A 20582-nucleotide genomic window follows, 5' to 3' on the forward strand; every position below is an offset into this window, starting at 1 on the left:
ACATGAGTATCTGTCGTATTTTGTTAGTGATGCCTGCTGCGTCTGTAGCAATAGCGTCAGCACTCCGTAAAAATCACTCTTTGGGAAAAACTTTTTGGTTTACTGATATTGCGGGTTCTACCTTAGCACGAGGCTATTTGAACCGCACCGAGGCAAATAGGGAAAAATTCATTATTAATCCTTTTAATCCTCAACAACGACTTTTTAAAACTGGGGATGTTGCTCGTTATTCAAGCGATCGCAATTTAGAAATTCTCGGACGTATTGATTTTCAGGTAAATATCCGCGGAATGAGGGTTGAATTGGAGGAAATTGAAGCAGTAATTAAACTCCATCCCAGCATCCGAGAAGCTGTGGTTTCTGCTAGAGAAGATGTATCTGGGGGTCAGCGATTAGTTGCTTATATCGTAGTAAATAACCAAGATTTTAATTCGGGAGAATTACGCAATTTCCTGTCCAGTAAACTGCCAGATTATATGATTCCCCATACCTTAATGGTGATGGAGAAATTGCCAGTTTTACCCAATGGAAAATTAGACAGAAAAAGTTTACCCGAACCTGATTTATCAGCAATTCAAAGTGAATTTGTCCCTCCGCAAACACCCACACAAGAAATCATCGCTAAAATCTGGGCAGAAGTTTTAGGCATCGCCAGAATTGGTATTCATGATAATTTTTTAGAATTGGGTGGACATTCTCTACTAGCAAGTTTAGTGATATCAAGATTGCGTGAGGCACTATCAGTAGAATTATCTATTGCCAGTTTATTTGCCGCGCCAACAATTGCCACATTTAGCGAACAAATTGGATCTTCTGCCCAGAATTTACTGCCAACCTTAGAACCAGTTTCCCGAAATATTGAATTACCACTTTCGTTAACTCAGCAGCGGTTTTGGTTTCTTGATCAAATGGAAGGGGCAAATCCTGCTTACAATATTGTCAGAGTCCTGAATTTACAAGGATTGCTTAACTTTATAGCACTTGAAGGGGCGATCGCCACAATTATTAATCGTCATGAAACCCTGCGTACCAGTTTTGGGATTGCCGATGGTAAACCCATTCAAGTTATTACTGATAAATTAGCATTTACCTTACCTGTAATTGATTTACAAGAATTAGCAGAAGATCAGAAAACGACTGCGGCACAAAGATTAACTACTAATGAATATCTTCGCCCTTTTGCCCTAACTGAATCATCTCTCTTAAGAGTGACATTGATCCAATTGGGGGCAGAATCCCACCAGCTATTAGTAATAATGCACCACATCATTTCTGATGCCTGGTCAGCAGGGAATTTTCTTCAAGAATTATCGGTTATTTATTCAGCCTTGACAGCGGGTTTACCTTCTCCCTTACCCCAATTATCAATTCAGTATGCCGACTATGCTTATTGGCAACGACAATGGCTGGAAAATCAACCCGCGCAACTTGATTATTGGCAACAACAATTAGCAGATATTCCCGCAGTCATTGAATTACCTACAGATCGATCACGAACAGCAATTCAAACCTTTCGCGGTGATCTCCAGAAATTTCAATTTGATTCCCAACTCACTCACAAACTTAAAAGCCTCAGTCAAAAATCGGGTTCTTCCCTATTTATGACACTTCTCACGGCCTTTGTGATCTTACTTTCCCGCTATAGTGGTCAGGAAGATATTGTTGTTGGTTCTCCTATTAGTAATCGCAATCGTGTCGCGTTAGAGCCATTAATTGGCTTTTTTGTGAATACTTTAGTTTTACGGACTCGTCTCGAAGGAAATCCCACATTTGAAGAATTACTTCAACAGGTGCGACAGATGGCACTTGATGCTTATGCTCATCAAGATGTCCCCTTTGATCAACTTGTAGAAACCCTCCAACCTCAGCGCCACCTCAGTCATAGTCCCTTATTTCAAGTTATGTTTGTATTGCAAAATTCTCCGGTGTCAAAACTGGAATTAGGAGATTTGCAAGTTACACAAATAGAATTAACAAGAGGGACTGCGGGGGCAACTTTTGATTTAACCTTATCAATGCAGGAAAAAGAGTCAGCATCAGGAACTGAATTAATAGGTGCATTTGAATATAATGCTAATTTGTTTAATGCTGATACTATTGCCAGGATGGTAGAGAGTTTTCACACCTTAGTTGAGGCAATTGTGGTAAATCCTCAAGAGCGGATTAGGACATTACCTTTATTAACAGCATCCCAAGAAAATCAGTTATTAGTTGAATGGAATAATCCAGGAACTGATTACCCACAAAAATCCATTCCTCAATTATTTGAGGAACAAGTAGAAAAAACACCTGATGCAGTAGCGGTAGTTTTTGAAGATCAGCAATTAACCTACCAACAATTAAATTCAGAAGCTAACAAACTAGCTCATTATTTGCAGTTTTTGGGTGTAGAACCAGAAATATTAGTGGGTGTTTATTTAGAACGTTCTCTGGAAATGATAGTAGGATATTTGGGAATTTTCAAAGCTGGTGGTGCTTATGTGCCACTCGATCCTAATTATCCCCCAGAACGTCTCAATTATATGGTGGCAGATTCACAAATGTCCATCATCTTGACTCATTCTTCATTACTCCCACATTTATCATTAACCCTAGAGCGATCTGCTTGCAGCAGCGCTTCGCTATCGCAAACTAAAATCATTTGTTGGGATCAAGATTTTAAAATTGAAATCGCCAGTCAAAGTTCCGATAATCCTATTCATAATTTCACACCTGAAAATTTAGCTTATGTAATTTATACTTCTGGTTCTACAGGGCGACCTAAAGGTGTACTAATTCAACATTCAGCACTATTAAATTTAGTGTTCTGGCACTTAAATAATTTTGAATTAAAATCATCAGATCGAACTACACAGTTAGCAGGAACAGCCTTTGATGCTGCTGTCTGGGAATTATGGCCTTATTTAGTAGTCGGAGCGAGTATATATTTAATTAAATCAGAATTTCTGCTGTCAGCAGAAACACTTCAAGAGAAGTTGATATCACATAATATTACTATTAGTTTTATTCCTACACCCTTAGCAGAACAATTATGTCTTTTATCCTGGACAGAAAAGACAACTTTGCGAACTATGTTAACTGGTGGAGATAGACTTAATTCTTATCCATCAAATAAGTTACCATTTAAGTTTTTTAATAACTATGGACCCACCGAAAATACAGTGGTTACAACGTCTGGACAAATTTTATCAGAAGAATCAGATGGTAAATTCCCACCCATAGGTCGTCCTATTACCAATACTCAAGTTTACATTCTTGATCACTATCTTCAACTCCTACCAATTGGCGTTTATGGAGAAATATACATTGGTGGTCTAGGTTTAGCTAGAGGGTATTTAAATCGTCCTGACTTAACATCTGAGCGATTTATTGCTAATCCTTTTGTGGCAAATGAGCGACTTTATAAAACTGGAGACTTAGGACGCTATTTACCAGACGGAAATATTGAATTTCTAGGACGCATTGATCATCAAGTTAAAATTCGGGGTTTTCGGATTGAACTAGGAGAAATTGAAACAGTATTAACCCAACATCCTCAAGTTCAGCAGGTAGTAGTCATTGTCCGCGAAGATCATCCAGGAAACAAGTATTTAACAGCTTATATTGTCAGCACCACAGAAACATTGACAAGTAGCGAATTACGTCAATTTCTCAAAGAACATCTTCCCGAATATATGATACCTGCGGCTTTTGTCATGCTCAAAACCTTACCTCTGACTCCCAATGGTAAAGTTGACCGGCGGATTTTACCAAAGCCAGAAACAACCAATTTAGAGCTAGAAACCGCTTTTGTTGCCCCTGTGACCGCGCTAGAAACAAAATTAGCCGAAATCTGGTGTACAGTATTAAATCGAGAGCAGGTGGGCATCTATGATAACTTCTTTGAATTAGGGGGACACTCTCTCCTGATCACATCTGTAATATCTCGCATTCGAGAACATTTTTCCATAGTTTTGCCTCTGCGTTCTCTATTTACAGCCCCGACTATCGCTGAACTTAGTCAAGTAATAATTACACATCAACTGGATGCCATGACAGTTGATACCTTACCACCTCTTGTCCCTCAAGCACGAGACACTTGTATCCCCCTGTCTTTTGCACAAGAGTCTATATGGCAGTTACAGCAATTAGCTCCTGAAAGTTGCGCCTACAACAGCTTTTTTATTTTACGTTTCACTGGCTCTCTTTCTGCAATTGCGTTGGAGTCCAGTTTCAATGAAATAATTCGTCGTCATGAAATATTACGCACGGCTTTTACTATATTAGAAGGTCAACCTGTACAAGTAATTAGCCCATTTCTGACTATCCCATTAGAAATTATAGACTTACAAAACCTACCTTTGATAGAGCGAACATCGGGCGCAGAAAGACTAGCTGCATTGCAATATCAGCACCATTTTGATCTGGCTTTAGTCCCTCTCATCAAAACAACTTTACTGCGACTAACTCCAGAAGAACATTGGTTAACACTAAATATGCACCATATCATCACAGATGGCTGGTCATTTGGTCTGTTGTTGGAGGAGTTAGGAATCCTCTATGCAGCTTTTGTCAATGGTTTACCTTCACCCCTACCGGAATTACCTGTTCATTACGCAGATTTTACCCTCTGGCAACGGCAATACTTTAATGAAAAGGTCATAGAAAAGCAATTGGCTTACTGGCTACAAAAACTAACTAATATTGCACTAGAATCTGATGAGATATCTAGCAATCAGCTACAGTTGAGTAATAAAAGTAGCAGCGCAGCTATTTATTCTGTGGTTCTGCCAGCAAGTCTTGTGACATCAATCGAAACCCTCTGCCGTTCTCAAAAGGTCAGCATTTTTACGATCATTCTCACTGCTCTAAATATACTTTTGTTTAAGTGCAATAGTAAGAACGACATTTTAGTAATAGCAACTATTGGTAATCGGAGTACGGTGGAAACTGAAAAAATGCTCGGTTGCTTCATCAATGACGTAATTTTGCGATCGCATCTTTCCTCTGAACAAACTGGAATTAATCTTTTAGAACAAGCCCAAGAAACTCTCACAGAAGCCATTAATAATAAAGAAATTGCTTGTCAAACAGTCACTGACACTATCACCAGCAAACAACCATTGAATATCTCGGCAGCCCTGGCTATGTTACCTCCACAAAATTGGCATAATTGGATGTTAGATGTTGACTTTGTATCAATTAAGCGCGATCTCGACTTGTGGGATGGAGAAATTCCTTTAGAAATTTATGTTTCTTCACCCTCAGTAAATAATCCCACCATGGAAATTAAGGTTTTCTACAGCACGGAGTTATTTACCAATGAAACTATCAAGTTTTTGTTTAGCTATTACCAGCAAATTCTTCAGCAGCTTGTCCAAGATCCAACTAGTCAGGTTTGTGAATTTTTTGATTTGTGAACATTGCAAGAGTCAGATCCCCAACTTCTTAGAGAAGTCGGGGATCTTATTTGACTACTTATATTGACACTCTCAGCCCTAAAGGGACTGAGATTCTGCGGACAGAGTAAACTTAGGTAACGCCCAAAGTCTAATTCTCGCTACGGTCGTCAAACACCGTCTACCCAGTGAGCTTAGGTCTATGCCTAAATTGCTGGCTACTTTTCGCAGAATATTAGCTGCGCCGTTCAAATCTGCATTGATCATTGAACCATTACCCGATTTGTACAAACCACGCTCAACACGTCTTCCAGATGCTTTCCACCCGTCTGGTTTTTGACCATAAACGGGTAGGGAGTCTCCATCTAGAAAACTAGCTTTTGAAGTGTACGCTTCCTCAGTTTCTTGAAATCTAATACCGTGCAAATCGCATAGTTGTTTTAACCTATCTTTGAGTTTACCTAACGGCATTTGGACAAACTTTTGATTATTAATTCTCCCCATGTTGGCGTTAGATTTAAACCCATCATTCCAGCCGATTACTAATGTCCCAATGCCGTATTTTAAGCAATAATCAATAATTAGTTTCGCAGCTTTATTAACCCCATCTTTCATTTGATGGTTACGTTTACGGGTCACACGGTCTAACCAATTATCCCAATAAGCCTCCGGTTTTCCGTCCTTGCGGGTAGATACTTTTTTATTCCAAAGCTGGTTCATTGACTTCATTGCGCGGGCATCAATCAATAGGGAATTACCCAATGTATCAACACAAGCCGCTAAATTATCAGCCGTTCCCAAGTCAATAGATAATGCCTGATGGATGTCTAAAACGTGGTTTTGCTTCTCAACTTCATAAGACATTTCCAGATAAAAAGCACCGTTTTTAGGTAGGATAGTGAACTCTTTAACCTTTGTAATGTCTATATTTGACGGCATTGGTAGGAAAAATTCAGAAATTCCAAACCATCTTCTAACTGTTAGTCCTAACGAAAATCTAAGTTGTCCATTAATTAAAGTTGGTTTTTGTCCCCCACTATTAGGATAGGCAACCTTGAAAAGTTTAGATCCTGTTAGATATCCTGGGGCTTTAGGGTTAAAATGTAATTGACCTTTGAGAAACAAAGAACGCAATTCTTTAAAAGATTTGAAAGCTTCAATTACAGACAATAAAGTTTGTTGTGCCGGGGTAGAAGGCATTGATTGAGCGACCATAGTTTTAGAAACTGAAGGTTCATAAGCTAAATCAAACTTACCCGTTAACAACTTTCCAGTTTTAAAAAATGTTTGTCTAGCGAAATAAACACCACTGTTATAGAGTTTCCCCGACTGCTGACAAAGATATTCTAATACTGCCTTAGTTTCATCATCAGGAGACAACAAAACCTGTTGAACTCCCATGGACTTTTTGTTTTTTACCACCAATTTACGATTTATGAGAAGTTGACTTCTCAATAATAATTGATTAAACTAGGATTGTCAATAAGTATAGAGAAAACAACAAATAAATATGTTAACGCAAGAAGACTACAAAACTCATAACCACGTTAAATTCCTAGTTAACTACCACTTTGTCTGGATACCCAAGCGCCGGAAAAAAGTTTTAATAGGAGAGATAGCAACAAGAGCAAGACAGATTTTTGCTGAACTGGCGATAGAAAAGGGTTGGGATATTTTAGCCTTAGAAGTAGCTCCAGACCATATCCATTTATTTATTAGCGTTAAGCCTACAGATACCCCACATTTAGTTATCAAGGCATTTAAAGGGCGTTCTAGTTTCTACTTGAGAAAAGAATTTCCCCAATTAAAAAAACTACCGTCTCTTTGGACAAGTAGTTATTTTGTAAGCACCGCAGGGAATGTTAGTAGTGAATCGGTGAGGAAATATATTGAAGATCCGCATCACGGATAATACAGAAAATACCACAGCGGTTAAAACCGCTCGCGCCGCTTCCCTCTCAGGTCTAAAGACGCGCTCGTTTCCCACTTACCGTGAGATCTTATGATAAATAAATGTTACATTAAACCATGAGGCTTTGCCGCAAATTCACTAATAATCACTATTGCTATGTTAGAAAACAGCCCACCAGAGTTAAAACAACAACCCAGACTTGGCTCATCTTTATTGAGATGGACTGAGTATTTCTCCAACCCAGAAGGAGAAATAACTCAAAGCATGAGCGTGTTTATCTTGATCTGGTTTGGTCAAGTGTTGTCTCTGGTTGGCTCGCGGACAACCAATTTTGCACTCAGTATTTGGGTCTATCAACATACGAATTCCACAACTCAATTTACACTGCTGATTCTCTCTACAACCCTACCGACAATTTTGATCTCTCCCATTGCTGGTGTGATTGTCGATCGCTTTCCTCGGCGCTGGATCATGATTATTAGTGATTTCTGTGCAGGTTTATGTACCTTACTAATTGCTTGGCTATTTATCAGTAATCACTTAGAAGTTTGGAGTCTGTGCGTAGTCAGTGCGATTAGTTCCAGTTTCAATGCTTTTCAGGGACTAGCCTATTCCTCAGCGACTACATTACTTGTGCCGAAAGCACAACTTGGTCGTGCCAGTTCGATGACACAGATCAGATTAGCGATCGCTGAAATTCTCTCCCCGGTATTAGCCGCAGCTTTATTAGTAACTGTAGAATTTTCAGGAATTGTCATCATTGATTTATCCACCTTAGTCTTAGCCTTGATCTGTTTGCTGGTAGTTAAATTTCCCGAAATTTCGTCCACAGAAAATCCCCATGCAGAAGCTAACTCTTTTTGGCAAGAAATCACCTTTGGCTGGAACTATTTAGTAGCACGTCCTGGACTCCTCGGATTAGTCATGTTCATTGCCATTATCAACTTTCTCGTTGGGAGCGCAGAAGCTCTAACTACACCCTTAGTGCTTTCCTTTGCTTCCGCTCAATCCCTAGGGACTATCTATTCTATTGCTGGTTTTGGACTACTACTGGGCAGTGCCGTGATCGGCATTTGGGGCGGGTTAGAACGCCAGATCAATACTATATTTGTGTCAATGATATTTTTGGGCATCTTCTATGTATTAGCTGGGTTGACGGCTTCAACAATTGTCTTTACGATCGCCAATTTATTGATATTTTTCATATTTCCCATCATCAATGGATCAATTCAAGTCATCTATCAAAAAAAAGTAGCGCCAGAAGTCCAGGGAAGGGTCTTTGCTTTTCGCACTGCCGCTGTGCAGGGGTTTTTACCACTGGCCTACCTGACCTGTGGAGCATTAGCTGATCAATTCTTTGAACCAATCATGGCCAAAGATGGGGCTTTAGCCAATAGTATTGGCCTGATTATTGGGGTGGGTCATGGTCGCGGCATGGGTTTAATGTTTATCATCCTGGGTCTGTTTTCTCTAGTCGCAACTTTAATTGCTTACTTGTATCCACGTCTGCGCTGCGTAGAAGATGAACTACCTGATGCAATTCCTGACCAACCAGATTTTTCTTAGTGTAAATAGGGTTTGCTGAAAAAGGCAAAAAAAATTGACCAGGTACCTAAATTCGATATAAGAAATTGGCTGTAGAATCTCAGTGGCTTTAGCCGCTGAGAGTGTCAATATGGGAGATTTGTTGAGAACAAAGTTCAAGGCCATTTTTCAGTAAAAAGCCTTATTTATAATGTTTTCGGGTATTTTTTTACGTCGAACTCAGGTAAATCACAACCTATTACTTTTTAAACATCCTCTAAATCTCAATTTCTGAGGTATTGGTAAACTTCTCTGATTTTATAGACAGGCATTGCCGAATATAGACAAATGTCTGAAAATTATTGGTAAAATTCTAGTAATTTTATAGACATTGTCATTCATGGTAAATTGCCTATAAAATAAAACTATATTCTCAAGAGTCGAAAACATCTGAATGTTGGGTGAGAGTCCTTTTGGGGTGCGAAGTCGGTAAACAATCCGAATCTATAGGAACTAAAAAGTAAATCACATCAGATCGAGATAATCAATCAGAGAATAAAATGCAAAAAACCATAAAAGTAATCCCTAATGATAAAATCTGATGGGATAAAGGGGATTGTAGTTTCTCCAGTAAAGGTAACACTTTCAAAGTAAAAGATATTTGTCTATATTTTTTACAACTATGCAGCCCTCTACCTTTTGGCATATTAGCGATCGCATAGGACACCAATTGCGAGAAACTAAGAACAAGTTTATTGAAAATAAGGAGAATCTCATGGCTTGGACTCAAGTTTTAGCTGCTAATGCACTGACTACTGGTACGCGGGAAGTAGTCAAAGTAGGCGATCGCAAAATCCTACTGTTAAACCACGAAAATCAACTTTATGCTGTAGATGATACCTGCCCTCACTTAAAAATGTCCTTGAAAAACGGTAAAATCGAAAATGGAGCAATAGTTTGCCCCTTCCACCGCAGTGCATTTGACTTGGGTAATGGTGAAGTAAAAACCTGGTGTCCGTTCCCACCCGTAGTTGGTAAATTACTGTCAATGGTTTCTTCAGAAAAAACTTTGCCAACCTATCCCCTCAAAGTGGAAGCAGGCAATATTTTGATTGATGTACCAGCATAATAGCAGAATTGATCACAATTCTCTGTGATATTGAAATCTAGAGACGTTCCATGGAACGTCTCTACAACTGAATATTTAGAGGATGTTTGATAGCTTGTGTGGCGTTAGCCATAAAGTCATGGTGTATCAAATATTTTTAGATCCCCCTAAATCCCCCTTAAAAAGGGGGACTTTGATTCTAGTTCCCCACTTTTTAAGCTACGGTGTACACACATCTCTAGACAGGATGCTAAACGTGATCCGATCCCCCTAAATCCCCCTTAAAAAGGGGGACTTTGAAGAATTTAGCCCCCCTTTTTAAGGGGGGTTGGGGGGATCTAAACGTTGTGGGGCAACTCTAGAAGACTTGTGTGTACACCGTAGCCTTTTTAAGGGGGGTGAGGGGGGATCAATACAACTTAACTAATTTCTGAATATTTAGTAATCATTGTTTTCACATTTAGTAAATGTTCTTCAATAATTTCGGGAATTTCGGTATTGGTTTCAATAATTAATTCACCAATGGTATTATTAGCAATTTCATTAATAGTATCAATTAAAAGATTTGGCATAGTAATATTGGCTTCAGCAATCTTTTTAATGGTAGCTTTGGGGTTATCTTGCTCAAGAATAGCTTTTAGAACTTGAATTTCATGACCTGGAAGATGTGCTAAGAAATTATGCCACTCTTTAGGTAAATGTCCCCTATTATGATCTTTTCTATCAACTGTATCCAATGGTTCTAATAATTCATCAAAAGGAAATAACTCTAGATAATTTTCGTCATTTTCAGGTAGTGCTGGGGAATCAATTGTTTCTACTTGTTGAAGTAATTCCCAAACTTGATTTTGCAATAAATCCCGTTCGTCTTGTAAGACAGAAATTTGATTTTGCAGTTGATTGACTTCAGATTTTTGTTCTAGTGTTTTGTTTTGTAAAGAATTGAGAGTATTTTCCAGATTAATTCTAGTTGTATTTGTCTGGCTTAGTAAATCATTTTGTTTAGCAATTTCCAGTTCTTGATTTTGAACTTCTATTCGCAGTTCATGAAGCTTTTTCTCTAGTTGTGGTTTAAGTCTTTCTAACAGAATTACATCATTTTCTAGTTCTTTTTTCTGATATTTGAGTGTATCAAGTTGAGGTTGAATTTGGTTAATTTCAGCACGAGATGAGTTACAATTTAATTCTAATTTTCGCTTCTGTATAATCAGATTATTGCAACTGTTATTTAGTTCTATATTACTGTTATCTAAGTTTTTAAATTCGAGTTTTAGATTATTTACTTCCGCTTCAATTTGCTTTTTTTGAGCAGCAAATGTACCTATGTCTCTATGTAAACTATCCCTTTGACTACGACAATCTCCAATTTGGTTTTCTAGTTGCTGAGTTTCTGTATCTAATAAATTTCTATATTCTTCTAATTGGTGTATTTCTCTGACAATACGGGATTTCAATCCTTCTATGTCCCGAATGCGTCTCTGGAGAGAACCAATCATCCTCATTTCATCAATTCTTCGCCGTTTATCAACAAGAAATGCGGCTGAATATGTAGCCAGAATTGTAATTATCCCGGTGAGAAAAGCTTTAGAAAAATCCCAGTTGGGAACAAGGCTTAAACCAAAACTGACACTAAACGCAGCTATCCCTAAAACAACTTGATAATTAACAATTACTGGTTGCATTTTGCGAGGTTTTAGTGTGGTTAAGCTGTTAGCATTATTAGTAATTAACGTCATTATGCCTCACATTTTTATTTGTAAATATACATAATTAGTAGGGGCAAACCCCCCGTGGTTGCCCCTGTTGTGGGGTAGGGGCAAACCCCCCGTGGTTGCCCCTGTTGTGGGGTAGGGGCAAACCCCCCGTGGTTGCCCCTGTTGTGGGGTAGGGGCAAACCCCCCGTGGTTGCCCCTGTTGTGGGGTAGGGGCAAACCCCCCGTGGTTGCCCCTGTTGTGGGGTAGGGGCAAACCCCCCGTGGTTGCCCCTGTTGTGGATTTAATGAACCACGAAGGCACGAAGGACACGAAGGAAGAAGGAAGGAAGAATAGTAAAAAGTTATGACTAACTTTTACCATAAGTTTTGTATCTTATTTAAGTGATACCGCTATAATTGATTTTGATCATGAGTCTGGAGTAAGATTTTTAGTTTCACCAAATACAGCTAAATCTGCTTTTAAAAAGTCAATAAACTGCCTTGCAGTTCTGCCAGAACGTCCATTATGACGAGTTGCCCATTGTAAAGCTTTGAATTCTAAATCTTCAGCAGAAATATTGATATTTGCTGCTAGGTGCTGGACTATTTGTAAATAGGTTTTTTGATCTGCGGCTTCAAACGTTAATGTTAGACCAAAGCGATCGCTAAAAGACAACTTCTCTTGCATTGTATCCCAACTATGAACTTCATTGTTATCCTTGGGATCTGGTCTATCAGTAAAATATTCCCGAATTAAGTGCCGACGGTTAGAAGTAGCATATACAACCACGTTTTTCGGTCTAGCAGTTATATTTCCTTCCAAAACTACTTTCATTGCTTTAAAAGTATCATCATCTTCTTCAAAGGAAAGATCATCTACAAAAATAATAAATTTCTGGGGAACGCCTCGCAATAGTTCGACAATTTTGGGTAAATCTGGCAATTCTGACTTAGACACTTCTATTAAACGCAGGTTTCTATGACTATACTCATTTAATAGAGCTTTAATTAAAGAAGATTTACCTGAACCACGACTACCATAAAGCAATACGTGCAGTGCTGTTTCTCCTGACAATAAAAACTCTGTATTTTTCACTAAAGCATCTTTTTGCCACTTGTAACCTACCAATGTAGACAGTTTGACCAAATCGGGGTGAGGAATACCAACTAACTCCCCATTTTGCCAACGAAAAGCCCAATATTGGGCAAATAAACCAATTCCATATTGCTGATAATAAGCGGCTAAATCTTCTACAGCATCACCCCAATTTTCTAACTGAGGAATAGATGCCATTAAACCCGTTTCTATGCCTACAGATTCCGGTTCTCGATACCAGACGACAGGGGAAATAGGTAAATGAGTTGCCATTTGCACCCACTCGCTTAAAACTGCACTATTACATTCATATAAACTTTGCAATACTTGTAAATCATGTTGCACAGCCACTACTAACGATGAGGCTAATTTGCTAAAATTCTGCTGTTGCGCCAATTTACTAAAAGGATTATCCGCAGTGAGAATTTGCTTAATCAGATATTCTTCCCAGGTTTGATGACTGCTGGCTAAAGCTTGGAAATAACTACCATAAGCTTGGAGGCAATCTCGCCCATCTGCATCAGTATAACGGATGGTTTGTAATAAATTAAGAAAGGTTCTGCCTACGTCGCTTTCCAGGACAGATTGGTACAGTAAAAGGGAGGCAGCCTGGCGTTGTAGAAGTTGAACTGCTGTATAAGATGTGGTATTTGCCGTAAGCATTGCTAGATGATCCATCAATCAACTGGGTAAATTATCTCTCATCATGAATTTAAGTATAATAGACATCTGGTGTAAAAGAATATAGAAACGTTCCCAAACAAAATTGTAGAGACATTCCCAAACAAAATTGTAGAGACGTTCCCAAACAAAATTGTAGAGACGTTCCCAAACAAAATTGTAGAGACGTTCCCAAACAAAATTGTAGAGACGTTCCCAAACAAAATTGTAGAGACGTTCCATGGAACGTCTCTACAAAGGTTCTAAGAAACTAAGAAACGCGTATTTAATGTTCAATGTCCCAAACTTCTTCTTTCTTCTTCTTCTTCTTCTTTCTTCCTTCTTCTTTCTTCCTTCTTCTTTCTTCCTTCTTCTTTCTTCCTTCTTCTTTCTTCCTTCTTCTTTCTTCCTTCCTTCTTCCTTCTTTCTTCTTCCTTCTTTCTTCCTTCGTGTCCTTCGTACCTTCGTGGTTCATTAACTCCTGACTCGGTGACTCGGTGACTCGGTGACTCCTTCTTCCTGACTCCTAATCTTTTCCAGCAATCTCTAAGTAAGAGTGAGTTATAACACCCGTGAGAAGTGATATAAAACTTATACCTACAGGAATACAAGTGTAGCCATTTATATATTAAAGTAGAGAGTGTTAGGGACAAAAGTAAACCGATACTGATAATAGTCAGGATAAATTGCCAACATATATACAGAGAATATGGAACACTGAAGATTGTAAGTAACCATTGTTTTCGCTAGATATCTACTAGCAATTATTTATGAAGCAGTAATGTTTTATTCAACGTGCAAGGCTATACTACAGATATTGTAAAGATTTTATAGTTTCTTCCGTAGACTTGAAAGTAGAAAAATAGCTAATATTGCCATTTTGGCAGGTCTTTCTGGCACAAATCGGATATTAGTAGATAGTAGCAATGTTTCGGAAATTTTTTACCATTAACTCAAGAACTGCTACAGCCACCTCAATCTTGACTGCGGTAATTCTTTAGCCATTAAAATCACTAGGAAATAATTCATGTTATCATCACTGTCTTCTCAAAATGTTATCCGGTATCTGCTCAATGCAGGTCTGTGTAGCGCGGAAGATGGCGCTGCATATAAATTTGTATTGCCAGAAAATAGTCAGAAGAATCGGAATTTATTGGTAATACTGGCAGATAATCGCCAACTGCTGATTAAACAAGAGCATAAAATTAATAATGATCTAAGTTCTCATGAACTCTTTAATGAGTGGCTATTTCACCAGTTATTACAGAAATTTCCGGTAATTGGTAATATTGGGGCGATCGCATCATCATTGCTACACTTTGATGAGGAAAACTCTATCCTTGTGCAGAGCTATTTAAGCGAATATGTGGAACTAGGAAAATTTTATCAACACAGCAGTATTTTCCCCACAGAGATTGCCAGCGCGATTGGTGCTACGTTAGCAGGATTACACCGAGCTACGTTTAATAAACGTGAGTATCGTGATTTTATGTCCACTGCACCCGCAGGACAGTTTCGCTATAATTTTTACAATCCCGCCCAAGGCATACCATCAATCAATCCAGACACGTTTGGTATAATTCCCACTGAGGCTCTAGAATTTCATCGTCTTTATCAACGTTACGAAAGTTTAGAATCGGCCATTGCTGATTTAGCTTATGAGTGGAAACCATCTTGTTTAACTCACAACGATTTACACCTAAGTAATATTTTAGTTCATTCTCGGTGGGAAAAGCTAGATAATTGCTTGATTAGATTAATTGACTGGGAAGCTTGCGGTTGGGGAGATCCAGCTTTTGATTTAGGAACTCTATTAGCAAGTTATTTAAGAATTTGGCTTTCTAGTTTAATAGTAGATCCGACATTGGAATTAGAAGAATCTTTAAATTTAGCCATGATTCCTCTAGAGGAACTACAACCTTCAATTCTGGCTTTAATCCGGGCTTATCTTGATGCTTTCCCCATGATTTTAGAATATCATCAGGATTTCATTGTGCGCGTAGTTAAGTTTGCCGGGTTAGCATTAATTCAACAAATTCAACACAGAATTGAATGCCAAAAATCCTTTGATAATAGTAATTTATGTATGCTCGAAGTTGCTAAAAGTCTTTTGACTATGCCTGAACAGTCAGTATTAACTATTTTTGGCATCTCCGCATCAGAAATTTTGCAATCTGTCTCCACACTTCAGAAACTTCCGCAGCCCCATAAAGAACAACAATTAATCCCTCTTTATTACCAAAGGACTCGCTTACGCGGTTGTTAGACTGATACATATAGTTCTCTAAAATTTGAGGTGCAAAACAAGTTAATGTTTGATGATTCTACCAATCAAATTTTCCAGTCATTATTCGATATTGCCAGTAATATCCAAATTGAATCTAATTTTTGTATTTACCATCCCAATTATCAACCTTTTGCTTTGCCCGCTAACATAGCAAGTAGGTTTCAACAAAACTCACCATCTTTGAAGCAGAAATATTTGAACATACTTTTGAGAAATTTTCTGTATGGGATTTATTACAATGGTTCACTGCAAACAGTTTTAGCCGCAAATAATCATAGTTGTCAATCTGGGGTAAATTTCCTAGAAAACAATAGTTTGGGTGTAGATGAAGATTTCTATGAACAGCTACATCATAGCAATCATGGTACAGGACATTATGAACCCAATTGGCAGATTTTGAGAATTGAACCTGATGGTAGTATGGCTGTTACTAAGAATGGTTTAACCTTATATATTGAGCCGGAATGTCATCTAAAACCCCGAAAAAAGTCGCCTAAAGCGGGGGAATTGATAGCAATATGGATGCCTAAAAATCGCCTGGAAAATGGCTGTTATGTGGCAGTAAGTAATGTAGCAATAGAAAAGCAAGATTCAAAAAATACTGATTTAGGTGTAGGGAGAATTTACTTTAATTTTACATCAGCCGGGGCAATTGTCCTGATGGAGAGTTTAACCCAAGCATTAAATAATGCGACTATTGCCTTTAGTTTTCAGGTTTTTTATAATCCCGCAGCTTATGGGCGTTATGATGCTGGTGTGCTGCATTTTGAACGCCAAAATTACCCAACAATTCGGACTATTCTTCAAGATATTTATCAAGAACATCAAGGTTATTTCCAGCCAGAAATTCCATTGTTTACTAAGTTTTTAGCGCCGGGATTAGGGTTAGCAGAAGAACCAAATCAAAAGTTTGCTCCTCAAGAAAGTTTTGGGATGAACCGTTGTCAAATTGTGGCCAATGCTTTATTGGAGTCTTGGGAAAAGGGTAAAAATGCCCTGGAGGAAAGAATAGAAATTATTAATCAACACTTTGCCCAACATTTAATTGATATGCAGCATCCTTATCTGAATCCGGCTTCTGAGGATATTTATCAACCTTTAAGTTGAGTTTTTAGATTAATCGAATTTTTAAGGAATCAGCCATACCATAAGTATTAACCCAATCTAAAACTTCTGGAGTGAGGAGATTTAAAGATGCACCTTGATTAGCTGCTGCTCTGAGTAAGTTTAAAACCGCTTCTGGTACATCATCAGAACTCAGGCTTTCCCAGCACTGTTTTAACTCTGTGATTTGCATTTGAGTTAATTCAAGTTGATGGATATTTTTAGGATAATTTACTCGCTTGATTTCTTGATCTAAGTTTCGTATCCGTTGCACATGATGACTAAATGCCTGGACTTTAGACAAAAGATTGAGCATTTCCTGATTAGTGCTGGGCATATTTTGGGATAAGTAGATTTGCCAATCTGTAGATAATTGCTGTTTTAAGGTTTGGGTAATATTATCTATTCCCTTCTTGAAAATTTTGGCATCAAAATGTTTATTGTCAATAATCCAATCTGGATTTTCACGAAAATCATTCTCAGCATGGATAATAAAATTTAGAAGATCATCTAATTTTTTATCCACAGTAATGTTACTAATACCTTTCTCTCGAAAAGCCTTTACAGCTTGCATAATTGTCTGTATTTCAGTGATGAAATTATTAATTTGTTCTTCTCTGGATTGAAAACCTTGAAGATTATCAGCATAATTTTTCAGTGAAACTTTACGCTGGGATAATTCAATTAATTCTTGTGATTTTTCTATCAACATATCATTTATCCTTTAATTTCTACAAGCAAATTACGTAAATTAGCTAAACCTTGTTGAATAGCTTGATGACTAGTTTCTACGGTTGCACCATCAGAATTTTCTAAGTCACTAATACTTTGTTTTACTTCTAGTAGAGAAGCATCTAAAAAATTATTAGTATGTTTGATAAAGTCTTCAGTATCTATCATAGTTTTTTGATAGTCTTCACTTAGATATGGCAGCAGTTTTCCTATTTGATCATGAGAATTTTCTTGCTCAGATTGTAGCTTCTTCATTGCTTCCATATAGCCAGAAGTAGCTGTACGTCGAAACTGATCTAGTACAGGTATCATATCCTCAAAGTTTTTTCTACCCCGAAAAACTCCAGCTTCTCTAGCTTTTTCCATTGCCGCTTTTAATTTATCAATAATCTCTTTTTTCTTGAAATCATTTCCTAATTCCACTACTAAAGATTGGTAAATAGCTAGTTGTCTTTCTGTTTCTTCTCTGATAGCTTTTTCTAGTAGTTCATCTACCTGTTGACGGGATTTATGGATTGGTTGAAAAATATCACAATCAACATCAGCAGGAATTTCAGATTGAGGTTGCCAAGATTTTTTAATCTTTTCTAATGGTTGAATAATTTGAGTTGAATCAATAATTTGAAACTGATTAGAGGCACCTTTAGTACAAGCAATGCGACTTTGGACAATCTCTAATAAATCTGGACGGTGTTTTTCGAGAGTAGTAAATAACTTTTTCCAACTAGAAGCGCGATTTACATTTTCTTTGTTATCTACTTCCAGAAATAACGCATTAATCAACTTATCTAAGGAATTAGTATCATGTCCGGCCATTGTAGAACCTATGGCCAACAATTCTAATGCTGCTGGTAGAGGATTCCAAGGTTCTCCAGACTCACGAGGATAACGACGAATCTCTGCTAAGACGTACTGACTCCATTTTTCTAATTGTTTGCTGTAGGTACGAAAATAGCGATCGCCATCTTTAAACTTCCAATGTTTATAATGACTATAGAATAGAATACCCTGGAAAGCTATAGTAGTTTCTCGGAAATCATCAGCATCATCTGGGTTGAGAGGTAGTGATAATTTCACACCAGCAATTGTTTCTCTTGTCACCCTGGGACTATAAAAAACAATATTTCTTTGTTTGAAATATTTACTAGAGTTACTAGCAAATGTTTTTTCTAGTAACATCTCATTGTCCCATTGAATGTGTTGAACAATAGCGGGAAAAATAAATTCACGTACCTCTGTAGCTACTTGTACCTGTAAAATATTTTGATTATTCCAATCATTCAAAATCTCTATTTTTTTAGCTAAGTTTTCGGGGATTCCTTCTATTTTTGTACTTATCTTAACAACAGGCTCAGATTCTGTTGTGTATGTCTTTTGTGGTTTTTCTTCCCCGACTGTAGTTATAGGTTTGGGAGATTGCTTAATCCTTACTCCTACTCCTATTAGAGGTACATTAAAAGCTGTATGCAACTCCGTTGGTAAATCACAAAGTTGATCTCCATCATCCCATAAATCTAAAAGTATCTGATGCCGATCAAAATTTTGTGGATCTTTATTTTTAATATCTTGTTGCAACATGGCACTTAAACGCATTCTGCCAAAGTGTTTTTGCAAACTAACAGATGGAAAATTTCCCTTTTTAATATCATTCCAACCATTGTCTAAAGTGTATTTGAGGACATCTTTAATCAGAATGCGGGGATTAAATTCTTTCTCATTTACTTTAGCAAACATCTGTTTTAAAGCTACAGCATTAAAAGGATATAATCCAACCCCATTAACATCACCAAAACCACTATGACAAGCTTGACGATGTTCGCAGTCATTACAAGCATTTGTTAAAGATTCTTGAACTACATTTTCTTGTTGATAATAACTAGCCCAATTGGAAATTACCTCATCTTCTAAACGAACAGCATTCAGGTATTTAGATACAAATTCTTGAATATCAACTTGAGTAACTAAAGATTGTTCTCCGATTTTTTCAATATCAAGATTGACGCTGAAAGTAACACGCTGTTGCACCGTATCAATTAAATTTTTAAAATAACCTGTAGTACAAGCTAAAGCCGTTCTGATAGCACATAGAGGTTTACTTCCTGGTTGTTGCGGTCTAGCTAAAACTGCCTCTAATAATTCTCTATCAATACCTTGTAATTTAGCAAAATCTTCAATTAATAAAACTAATTCAACCCCCTGTTCTGCTAAAGTTTCGCGCACTTCACGCATTAGTCTTTGTAAGTCTTCACGACCCAAATTCAAAACTTGAGTAATCGCTTCATCTAAGTGAAGATTCAACCAATCTACTGTGATTTTTTTAATTTCGTCATTACTCCAAAGTTCAGTATAAAAACTGCGCGACTTTTCTCCAGCTTTTTGGATATCGAAAATATCATTTGGTAAATCACTAAGAGAAAATTCTCGACGTTCTTCCACAATTTCTAATGTATCTCGATATCCCAGAATATGAATAACTAAACGGTGAATAATACCATTGTCTTTCAACCAATAATTTTCTCGAAAAAATGGATCATATAGCAGGGAATTTAGTTCTTCAACCAGATAAATTTCTTCATAAGTTAGTTTGCTTTTTTCCCGTTTCCCATTGTCCCCAACTGCTGCTGCTAATTGATTAAGTAACTGAACTCGTGCTTGGGTTTCTGTTAATATATTAGTTGCTCTATTTACCCGCTGCCGATAGTCATCAAATTTTTCTCCCTGCATACCTTGGAGAATTAAATTAATAATGTCTTTTAAATTAGTGCCAATTTTGGGAATTAATAAAACCTTTCTTTGCTTGGTTGATTGAATATTAGCTGCTAACCAACGAATTAAATGGGATTTACCTGTACCAGAAGTTCCTAATACTGGGACAAAAGCAAAATCTGGTTCAGCGAGAAAGTCTTTAAGAAATTGCTGTTCATTATAGGGTACTCCTGATGAAGTATCTCTGATCAGTTCATGACGATACATTTTAATAGGATGATGGGTAGCCAAGAAAATGTGATCTTGTGCTTGAGTCGCTTCCACATCCATGACACGATGGACATTTTCTAAATTCCAACAAACAAATTTTTCAAAAGTCAT

General features: G+C 37.5%; 11 protein-coding genes and 1 pseudogene. 6 read left to right on the top strand and 6 right to left on the bottom strand.

The window, feature by feature from the left end; genetic code table 11:
* Positions 1-107: 107 nt before the first annotated feature.
* A pseudogene (locus tag EZY12_21365) lies at positions 108-5399 on the top strand (amino acid adenylation domain-containing protein).
* 78 nt (positions 5400-5477) lie between these two features.
* Here the strand turns inward: EZY12_21365 and EZY12_21370 are convergent.
* Entirely contained in the window at positions 5478-6779 is a 1302-nt protein-coding gene (locus EZY12_21370) for a transposase (protein ID QSX67247.1), read from the bottom strand.
* 109 nt (positions 6780-6888) lie between these two features.
* Between EZY12_21370 and tnpA the strand changes: the two genes are divergently transcribed.
* From tnpA to EZY12_21385, 3 genes are all read left to right on the top strand, one after another.
* Complete coding sequence (gene tnpA, locus EZY12_21375; GenBank protein QSX67248.1) at positions 6889-7290, top strand: IS200/IS605 family transposase; 402 nt, start codon at positions 6889-6891, stop codon at positions 7288-7290.
* 156 nt (positions 7291-7446) lie between these two features.
* Positions 7447-8856, top strand: a complete 1410-nt coding sequence (locus EZY12_21380; protein ID QSX67249.1) for an MFS transporter — start codon at positions 7447-7449, stop codon at positions 8854-8856.
* 733 nt (positions 8857-9589) lie between these two features.
* Positions 9590-9943 (top strand): Rieske (2Fe-2S) protein, encoded by a 354-nt coding sequence (locus tag EZY12_21385; protein ID QSX70766.1) that lies wholly within the window; start codon positions 9590-9592, stop codon positions 9941-9943.
* A gap of 398 nt (positions 9944-10341) precedes the next feature.
* Here the strand turns inward: EZY12_21385 and EZY12_21390 are convergent, their stop codons facing one another.
* The 3 genes from EZY12_21390 to EZY12_21400 form a co-directional block, all read right to left on the bottom strand.
* Positions 10342-11658, bottom strand: a complete 1317-nt coding sequence (locus EZY12_21390) for a hypothetical protein (GenBank protein ID QSX67250.1) — start codon at positions 11656-11658, stop codon at positions 10342-10344.
* Between the two features lie 385 nt (positions 11659-12043).
* Positions 12044-13390 (bottom strand): ATP-binding protein, encoded by a 1347-nt coding sequence (locus EZY12_21395; GenBank protein ID QSX67251.1) that lies wholly within the window; start codon positions 13388-13390, stop codon positions 12044-12046.
* A 268-nt stretch (positions 13391-13658) separates the two neighbouring features.
* Entirely contained in the window at positions 13659-13847 is a 189-nt protein-coding gene (locus tag EZY12_21400) for a hypothetical protein (protein QSX67252.1), read from the bottom strand.
* Between the two features lie 552 nt (positions 13848-14399).
* Between EZY12_21400 and EZY12_21405 the strand changes: the two genes are divergently transcribed.
* Together EZY12_21405 and EZY12_21410 are read left to right on the top strand one after the other, a co-directional pair.
* Positions 14400-15638: an aminoglycoside phosphotransferase family protein gene (locus EZY12_21405; protein ID QSX67253.1), complete on the top strand. Its 1239-nt coding sequence runs from the start codon at positions 14400-14402 to the stop codon at positions 15636-15638.
* Positions 15639-15683: 45 nt separating this feature from the next.
* Complete coding sequence (locus EZY12_21410; protein QSX67254.1) at positions 15684-16766, top strand: hypothetical protein; 1083 nt, start codon at positions 15684-15686, stop codon at positions 16764-16766.
* 4 nt (positions 16767-16770) lie between these two features.
* Here EZY12_21410 and EZY12_21415 read toward each other — a convergent pair whose 3' ends face one another.
* Both EZY12_21415 and EZY12_21420 read right to left on the bottom strand, forming a co-directional pair.
* A complete protein-coding gene (locus tag EZY12_21415; GenBank protein ID QSX67255.1) occupies positions 16771-17475 on the bottom strand; it encodes a hypothetical protein in 705 nt (234 codons plus the stop codon).
* Between the two features lie 5 nt (positions 17476-17480).
* Entirely contained in the window at positions 17481-20582 is a 3102-nt protein-coding gene (locus EZY12_21420) for a hypothetical protein (GenBank protein ID QSX67256.1), read from the bottom strand.

It is taken from the genome of Dolichospermum sp. DET69 (assembly GCA_017355425.1).
Taxonomy (GTDB): Bacteria; Cyanobacteriota; Cyanobacteriia; order Cyanobacteriales; family Nostocaceae; genus Dolichospermum.